General features: G+C 71.2%; 7 protein-coding genes and 1 riboswitch. Of the genes, 1 reads left to right on the forward strand and 6 read right to left on the reverse strand.

Annotation, left to right across the window (positions count from 1 at the left end):
• Positions 1-144 precede the first annotated feature (144 nt).
• A complete protein-coding gene (locus ACGFYH_RS16920; RefSeq protein ID WP_393803888.1) occupies positions 145-1,113 on the reverse strand; it encodes a peptidoglycan DD-metalloendopeptidase family protein in 969 nt (322 codons plus the stop codon).
• Positions 1,114-1,117: 4 nt separating this feature from the next.
• A riboswitch (cyclic di-AMP (ydaO/yuaA leader) is annotated at positions 1,118-1,275 on the reverse strand.
• Between the two features lie 425 nt (positions 1,276-1,700).
• On the opposite strand from ACGFYH_RS16920, the gene ACGFYH_RS16925 reads away from it, so the two are divergent.
• Positions 1,701-2,498, forward strand: coding sequence for a tyrosine-protein phosphatase (locus ACGFYH_RS16925; RefSeq protein ID WP_393803889.1), 798 nt, complete (start codon positions 1,701-1,703; stop codon positions 2,496-2,498).
• Positions 2,499-2,520: 22 nt separating this feature from the next.
• Here the strand turns inward: ACGFYH_RS16925 and ACGFYH_RS16930 are convergent, their stop codons facing one another.
• From ACGFYH_RS16930 to ACGFYH_RS16950, 5 genes are all read right to left on the reverse strand, one after another.
• Positions 2,521-2,640, reverse strand: coding sequence for a DUF6126 family protein (locus ACGFYH_RS16930; RefSeq protein ID WP_393803890.1), 120 nt, complete (start codon positions 2,638-2,640; stop codon positions 2,521-2,523).
• Complete coding sequence (locus ACGFYH_RS16935; RefSeq protein ID WP_393803891.1) at positions 2,637-3,251, reverse strand: helix-turn-helix domain-containing protein; 615 nt, start codon at positions 3,249-3,251, stop codon at positions 2,637-2,639. The genes ACGFYH_RS16930 and ACGFYH_RS16935 overlap by 4 nt, the downstream gene beginning before the upstream one ends.
• A gap of 79 nt (positions 3,252-3,330) precedes the next feature.
• Positions 3,331-4,716, reverse strand: a complete 1,386-nt coding sequence (locus tag ACGFYH_RS16940; protein ID WP_393803892.1) for an aspartate aminotransferase family protein — start codon at positions 4,714-4,716, stop codon at positions 3,331-3,333.
• Complete coding sequence (gene dxs / locus ACGFYH_RS16945) at positions 4,717-6,657, reverse strand: 1-deoxy-D-xylulose-5-phosphate synthase (protein WP_393803893.1); 1,941 nt, start codon at positions 6,655-6,657, stop codon at positions 4,717-4,719.
• A 27-nt stretch (positions 6,658-6,684) separates the two neighbouring features.
• Positions 6,685-6,954, reverse strand: a 270-nt coding sequence (locus tag ACGFYH_RS16950) for a flavodoxin-dependent (E)-4-hydroxy-3-methylbut-2-enyl-diphosphate synthase (protein WP_393803894.1), incomplete at its 5' end; no start/stop codon positions are given.

The following is a 6,954-nucleotide window of genomic DNA, read 5'->3' on the forward strand; positions in this document are numbered from 1 at the left end:
GCTGTGGGGTGTGGGTACTGCCCCGCGGCATGGGGTCTGCCGCTTCCGGCACCCCCCGGGGGCCCGCCCCCCTGGCGGCGCCCCCGGGCGGCCGGGGCGGGGGGCCCGGCCCTCGGTGGCGCGGAGGCTGCGCCGAAGCGGTCGTCAGACGGAGACGCCGTGCGAGCGCAGGAACGCGATCGGGTCCACGTCCGAGCCGTAGTCCGGCGTGGTGCGGATCTCGAAGTGCAGGTGCGGGCCGGTCACGTTGCCGGTGGCACCCGAGAGGCCGACCTGCTGCCCCACCGTCACCGACTGGCCGGCGGAGACGGAGAGCGAGGAGAGGTGGGCGTACTGGGCGTAGTGGCCGTCGGCGAGCCTGATGACGACCTGGTTGCCGTACGCGCCGCCCCAGCCGGCGGAGACGACGGTGCCCGCGCCGACGGCCTTCAGCGAGGTGCCGGTCGGGACGACGAAGTCCGTGCCGGTGTGGTAACCGCTGGACCACATGCTGCCGGACTGGTGGTACGGGGTACCGACGGTGCCGCCCGCGACGGGGGAGGTGTAGCCGCTGGTGTTGCCCGCGGACTGGGTACCGGTGTCCGAGGAGCCGGCGTCCGAGGAGGATGCCTTCTCGGCGTCCGCCGGCTTCTCGGCGGACCGGGAGGCGGGCTTCTCCGCCTCGGCGGGCTTCTCGGCCGCCGGCTTCTCGGCCGCCGCGGAGGACGGGGCCGACGACTTGGCGGCCTGGCCGCCGATCGAGAGCCTGAGGCCGGGGTGGATCAGCGACGGGTCCGAACCGACGGCCTCGCGGTTGTCCGCGTAGAGCCTCTTCCAGCCGCCGTCGACGTCCTGCTCGTCGGCGATCTTCGAGAGGTAGTCACCGCTCTTCACGGTGTACGTCCGCGCTGCCGCGTTCTCGCCGTTCTTCTCGGCGCCGCTCGCGGCGGCCTTGTTGGCCGACGTCGGAACGGACTGCACGGCCTGCTCGGAAACGGAGTGCGCGGGGGCGGCGTTGGCGGCGGCCGCACCCATCAGCGGGAGCGCGAGCGCGGCGCCACCGGTTCCGGCGACGGCGATGGTGCGGGTCAGGCGCATGGCCCTGGTACGGCGGTGCTTACCCTTCGCGGGCATGACGAATTCCTCTCCGGCGCCTGCGAGGTGAGCTGTCGGGTGCGGGCTGGAGATGCCCGGCCGCGCCGAAACGCGGCTTTACCCCAAGCCGTTCCGGGAACCGGAACAGGCAGTTCTACCTGTGGGTCCCCCGCTCCTGCCGTGCACGGGTGGTGGGTGAGTGCGGGCTCCGGTCGGCGGCAGGATTAGGCGTCCGCCCGGATCGGTGGTGAACGTAAGGGACCAGGACGCACAGGGACAAGCGAGGGGTTCCCCCGACGGGTCTTCCGATTGATCCTTTACCGGAGCAACCGGTAACGCTGCGTCGATTTCCGTCGCGCCGTATTCCGCGAACACCCTCGCGAATCAGCCGCATTACGTGGACATGACGGGCAACACACGGTCACGGATATGACGCTGCTCACGCGCCACTCGTCCACCCACCGCCATTTCAGGCTCAGTTGTTATTAAAGAGCCAATACGGACAGAAGGCTCTTATCCTCTCGCAATACCCGCTGTGGAGCGGCTTTCGCCCGGAGGCCATGCCGTATCGTCGAGTGGTGCCCGTCGGCGAGCAGCGTCGGCGGGGCGGAGTGGGAGGAGCCCCCGTGACGCAGCAGGTCCCGTCGACCGAACCCGAGCTGACCGGTGTGCGCAACTTCCGGGACGTGGGCGGACTGCCGACCGTGGACGGGCGGCGGGTGCGGCAGGGGGTGCTGTTCCGCAGCGGTCACCTGGCACACGCCACCGGGGAGGACGCCGCGTTCCTGGCGTCGCTCGGCCTGCACACGGTCTTCGACTTCCGCAACGCGGCCGACCAGAAGCTGGAGGGCCCCGACGTCGAGCTGCCGGGCGTGCGCAATGTGAACCTGCCGCTGAGCGATCCGGCCGACGGAGCCGAGTTCTGGAAGATGGTCCGGGACGGAGACCTCGAGCAGCTGCGCGAGATCCTGGCCGACGGCAAGGCCGCGGACCGGATGATCGGCTCCTACCGCATGATCGTCAAGGAGCGCACGGCGGAGCACTCCCGGATTCTGCACGCGCTCGCCGAGGACAGCGTCCCCGCGCTGATGCACTGCGCCGCGGGCAAGGACCGCGCGGGTCTGTCGATCGCGATCACCCTGCTCGCCCTGGGCGTCGAGCGCGAGGCCGTCGTCGAGGACTACCTGAAGTCGAACGCCACCCACCGCCGCTACAAGGTACGCCGCAGCGGCTCGGCCGCCTCGGCCTACTCCCCCGAGGTCATGGAGCTGCTCAGCCCCCTGTTCGACGCGCGCGCCGAGTACCTTTCCGCGGCCTTCGAGACGATCGGGGAGACCTGGGGCGGGGTCGACGCCTACCTGGAGCAGGGGCTGCGGGTCACCTCCGAGACCCGGGAGCGACTGCGCGAGCGGATGCTGGACTGAGCCGTCCGCTCGCGGGGTGGCGCTACCTGGCCCCCACCTCGAACAGCAGGTAGAGGAAGCCGCCGAAGACGTGCCCCAGCGCGATGTAGACGAGCAGTCGCACCCACAGGGCGCGCGGGAGCTTCTCCTGCATGGCACTCATGGCATCTCTCCGGGGGTCGGGCCGAGGCACAGCGCGGCCGTCGGGCTCTGCAGCAGGGTGTGGACGAAGAGCAGGTCGACCCCGTCGGGGTCCTGCGCGGCGATCCGGTGCGGGGTCATGGAATCGAAGTGGGCGCTGTCCCCCGCGGTGAGCCGGTGCTCGGTGTCCCCGAGGCGCAGTCGCAGCCGGCCCCTGAGAACGTGCAGCCACTCCTCGCCGGGGTGCACCCGCACTACGTCGCCCTGGGAGCCGTACGGCACCTGGACGCGCAGGGCCTGCATGCCGCGGCCCGGCGCTCCCGCCTGCCAGTACGTCCAGCCGCCCGCGGTGGTGGGCTCCATGTCGGCACCACGCACGACGGCGTCCCGGTCGGCGGCCGTCTCACCCAGCAGCTCGGCGACCGTCGTACCGTAGACCCGGGCGAGGGAGAGCAGCATCGGCAGCGAGGGCTGGCGTTGACCGGTCTCCAGGCGGGAGAGGTGGGCGGGCGACAGCCCGGCGGCGCGGGCCGCGGTCTCGAGGGTGAGGGCGGCCCGCCGCCGCAGCTCACGCAGCTGGGGCGCGACGGCGGCGACCGCCCCCTGGGCGGGCCCGGTCTCGGAGGAGCTCATGCCTCCATTCAGCCCGAACCTTGCCCGGGGGGCAAGTTTTTTGCCTCGCAGGCAAAAGCAGGCCCGGTCGGTCCTGGCCTCAGCGGTTGGCCACCGCCTGCTTGACCAGGGTCTTGCCGAAGTCCCACATCAGGCCGCCGCCGTTGTGCGCGTCCTCCATCACCTCGGTGAAGGCGTCGACGAACCGGTCGGCGTCGTCGGTGTCGATGATCAGCGGCGGGATCAGCTTGATCACCTCCAGGTGATCGCCGGATACCTGCGTCAGGATGCGATGCCGTTGCAGCAGCGGCACGACCACCATCTGCGCGAACAGTCCCTTCCGTGCGGCCTGCAGCATCGTCCAGCGGCTGCGCAGCTTCAGTGACCTGGGCCGGCCGAACTCGATGCCGATCATCAGTCCCCGGCCCCGGACGTCGGCGAGCAGCTCGTAGCGGTCCACCAGTCCCGTCAGCCGGGATTTCAGCCGCTCCCCCACCGCGGCGGCGTTCGCCACGATCTCCTCGTTCTCCATCACCGACAGCACCGCGAGCCCGGCGGCCATGGCCTGCGCGTTGGACCCGAAGCTGGCCGAGTGGACCTGCACGCGATCCATCGAGGAGTACACCTTCTGGAAGATCCAGTCCTTGCCCAGGGTGGCCCCCACCGGCACGTATCCGCCGGACAGCGCCTTGGCCACACAGACCAGGTCGGGTTCGACGCCGTCCTCGTGCTGGTAGGCGTAGAACTTCCCGGTCCGGCCGAGCCCCGTCTGCACCTCGTCGGCGATCAGCAGCGCCTTGTGCCGGTGCAGCAGTTCCTGCGCCGCGAGCAGGTAGCCGGGCGGGGTCTCGTGCACGCCCTTGCCCTGGACCGGCTCCACGATCAGGGCGGCCACGTCGCCCTTGCCCAGCTCCCGCGCCAGGGCGTCCAGGTCGCCGAGCGGGACGGCGGTGTCGGGCAGCAGGGGCGCGAAGCCCTTGCGGAAACCGTCCTCGCCGTTGACGGAGAGCGAGCCGGTGGTCAGTCCGTGGAAGGCGTGCGAGCAGTACAGGATCCGCTGCCTTCCGGTCGCGTACCGGGCGAACTTCAGGGCGGTCTCGACGGCCTCGGTGCCGCTGTTGCCGAAGAAGACGCGGTCCAGATGCGGGCTGTAGGAGAGCAGCTTCTCCGCCAGCAGTCCGGGCAGCGGCGGGCAGTCGAAGCGGGTCAGGTCGGCCAGCGAGGCGTCGAGGACGTCGTGCAGCGCCTTGCGGACGACCGGGTGGTGGCGTCCCAGGCCCATGACCGCGAACCCGGCGAGCATGTCCAGGTGGTCGTTGCCGTCCGCGTCCCAGAAGTGCGCGCCCTCGGCCCGCTCGTAGACCTTGTCGAAGCCGATGGTGTGCAGCATGCGCGGCAGCTGGTGGTTGAGGTGCCTGGCGTGCAGCTCGTACCGCTCGGCTCCACGCTCGGCCAAGAGCGCGGCGAGGTCGAACTCCTTGGTCATTCAGTACTCTCCTTGCGCTGGCATGACGATCCGTCCGTCGCCGGACCGGTCCACAGCCTGGTCCCCGGCTTGTCCGGCGACGGCCAGGCTCGCGCTGATCCGTCCGGCGATGTCGACCGGGGTGAGGCCGATGTCCGCGAGCACCTCGGCGCGCTTGGCGTGCGCGAGGAACTGCTCGGGGATGCCGAAGCGGCGCACGGGGACGTCGACCTCGGCGTCGCCGAGCGCCAGCGCCACCGCGGAACCTACCCCGGCCGCGCGGCTGTTGTCCTCGACCACGGCCACCAGGCGGTGCCGGGCGGCGAGGGGCGCGAGCGCCGGGTCGACGGGTTTGACCCAGCGCGGGTCGACGACGGTGCAGCCGATGCCGCGGGCCTCCAGCAGCTCGGCGGCCCCGAGGCAGACGGGCGCCATCACGCCGACGGCCACGAGTAGCACCTCGGGCCGGTCCGCCGCGTGCAGGACGTCCAGGCCGCCGACCCGGCCGACGGCGGGTACGGCCGGTCCGACGGACTCCTTCGGAAAGCGCAGCAGTGTCGGGGCGTCGTCGACGGCGACCGCCTCGCGCAGCTGGGCGCGCAGCTGGTCGGCGTCGCGCGGCGCGGCGATGCGCAGGCCCGGGACGACCTGGAGGACGGACATGTCCCACATGCCGTTGTGCGAAGCGCCGTCGACGCCGGTGACGCCCGCCCGGTCCAGGACGAACGTGACGCCGCAGCGGTGCAGGGCCACGTCCATCAGGAGCTGGTCGAAAGCTCGGTTGAGGAAGGTGGCGTAGACGGCGACGACCGGGTGCAGTCCGCCGGTCGCGAGGCCGGCGGCGGACACGGCCGCGTGCTGCTCGGCGATGCCGACGTCCCAGACCCGGTCGGGGAACCGCGCGGCGAAGGGGGCCAGACCGACCGGGTGCAGCATGGCCGCGGTGATCGCCACCACGTCGGCGCGCTCCTCGCCGATCCGGACGATCTCCTCGCCGAACACCGATGTCCAGGACGGCCCCTTGGAAGGGCTGAGGGGCTCGCAGGTGAGCGGGTCCATCACGCCGACCGTGTGGAAGTGGTCCTCCTCGTCGCGCAGGGCGGGCTCGTAGCCGCGGCCCTTCTCGGTGAGGCAGTGCACCAGCACCGGCCCGTGGAAGCGTTTGGCGCGCCCGAGCGCCGACTCGACGGCGCCGATGTCATGCCCGTCGACCGGGCCGAGGTACTTCAGCCCGAGGTCCTCGAAGAGCCCCTGCGGCGCGAAGGCGTCCTTGAAGCCCTTCTTGGCTCCGTGCAGCGCCTCGTACACGGCGCTGCCGACCACGGGCGTGCGCTGGAGGACGTCCTTGCCCCAGGCCAGGGCCCGCTCGTAGCCGTCGGTCGTACGGAGGGTCGCGAGGTGGTTGGCGAGGCCGCCGATGGTCGGCGCGTACGAGCGTTCGTTGTCGTTGACGACGATGATCAGCGGTCGGTCCCTGGCCGCCGCGATGTTGTTCAGGGCCTCCCAGGCCATGCCTCCGGTGAGCGCGCCGTCGCCGATGACGGCGACGACGTGTCCGCGCTCCCCCTGCACCTGGCGGGCCTTGGCGAGGCCGTCGGCCCAGCCGAGGACGGTGGAGGCGTGGCTGTTCTCGATGACGTCGTGCTCGGACTCCTCGCGCGACGGGTAACCGGACAGGCCGCCCTTGCTCCGCAGTTTGGAGAAGTCCTGCCGGCCGGTCAGGAGTTTGTGCACGTAGCTCTGATGGCCGGTGTCCCACAGGATGCGGTCGTCCGGTGACTCGAAGACCCGGTGCAGGGCGACGGTGAGCTCCACCACGCCGAGGTTGGGTCCGAGGTGACCGCCGGTGCGGGCGACCGCGCGCACCAGGAAGCCGCGCATCTCTTCGGACAGTTCACCGAGTTCCGCCTCGGACAGCGTCTTCAGGTCGCGTGGTCCCCGGATGCTCTCCAGAATCGTCACGCTCGGGCCCCCTTCGGTCCGTGCTGTTCAGCTCACGGTGACGGCCGGCTCCCCCGACGCGCCGTCCTTCTCCATCTGCTCGGCGATCGTCATGGCCTCCTCGATGAGGGTCTCCACGATCTTCGACTCGGGGACGGTCTTGATGACCTCGCCCTTGACGAAGATCTGGCCCTTGCCGTTGCCGGAGGCGACACCGAGGTCGGCCTCGCGGGCCTCGCCGGGGCCGTTGACGACGCAGCCCATGACGGCGACGCGCAACGGGACCTCCATGCCCTCGAGACCGGCGGTCACCTCTTC

This window comes from Streptomyces sp. NPDC048392 (assembly GCF_043200575.1).
Taxonomy (GTDB): Bacteria; Actinomycetota; Actinomycetes; order Streptomycetales; family Streptomycetaceae; genus Streptomyces.

Coding starts and splice junctions, on each gene's coding strand:
- ACGFYH_RS16920 (WP_393803888.1), bottom strand. CDS start 1,113: ATGCCCGCGAAGGGTAAGCACCGCCGTACCAGGGCCATGCGCCTGACC.
- ACGFYH_RS16930 (WP_393803890.1), bottom strand. CDS start 2,640: ATGAGTGCCATGCAGGAGAAGCTCCCGCGCGCCCTGTGGGTGCGACTG.
- ACGFYH_RS16935 (WP_393803891.1), bottom strand. CDS start 3,251: ATGAGCTCCTCCGAGACCGGGCCCGCCCAGGGGGCGGTCGCCGCCGTC.
- ACGFYH_RS16940 (WP_393803892.1), bottom strand. CDS start 4,716: ATGACCAAGGAGTTCGACCTCGCCGCGCTCTTGGCCGAGCGTGGAGCC.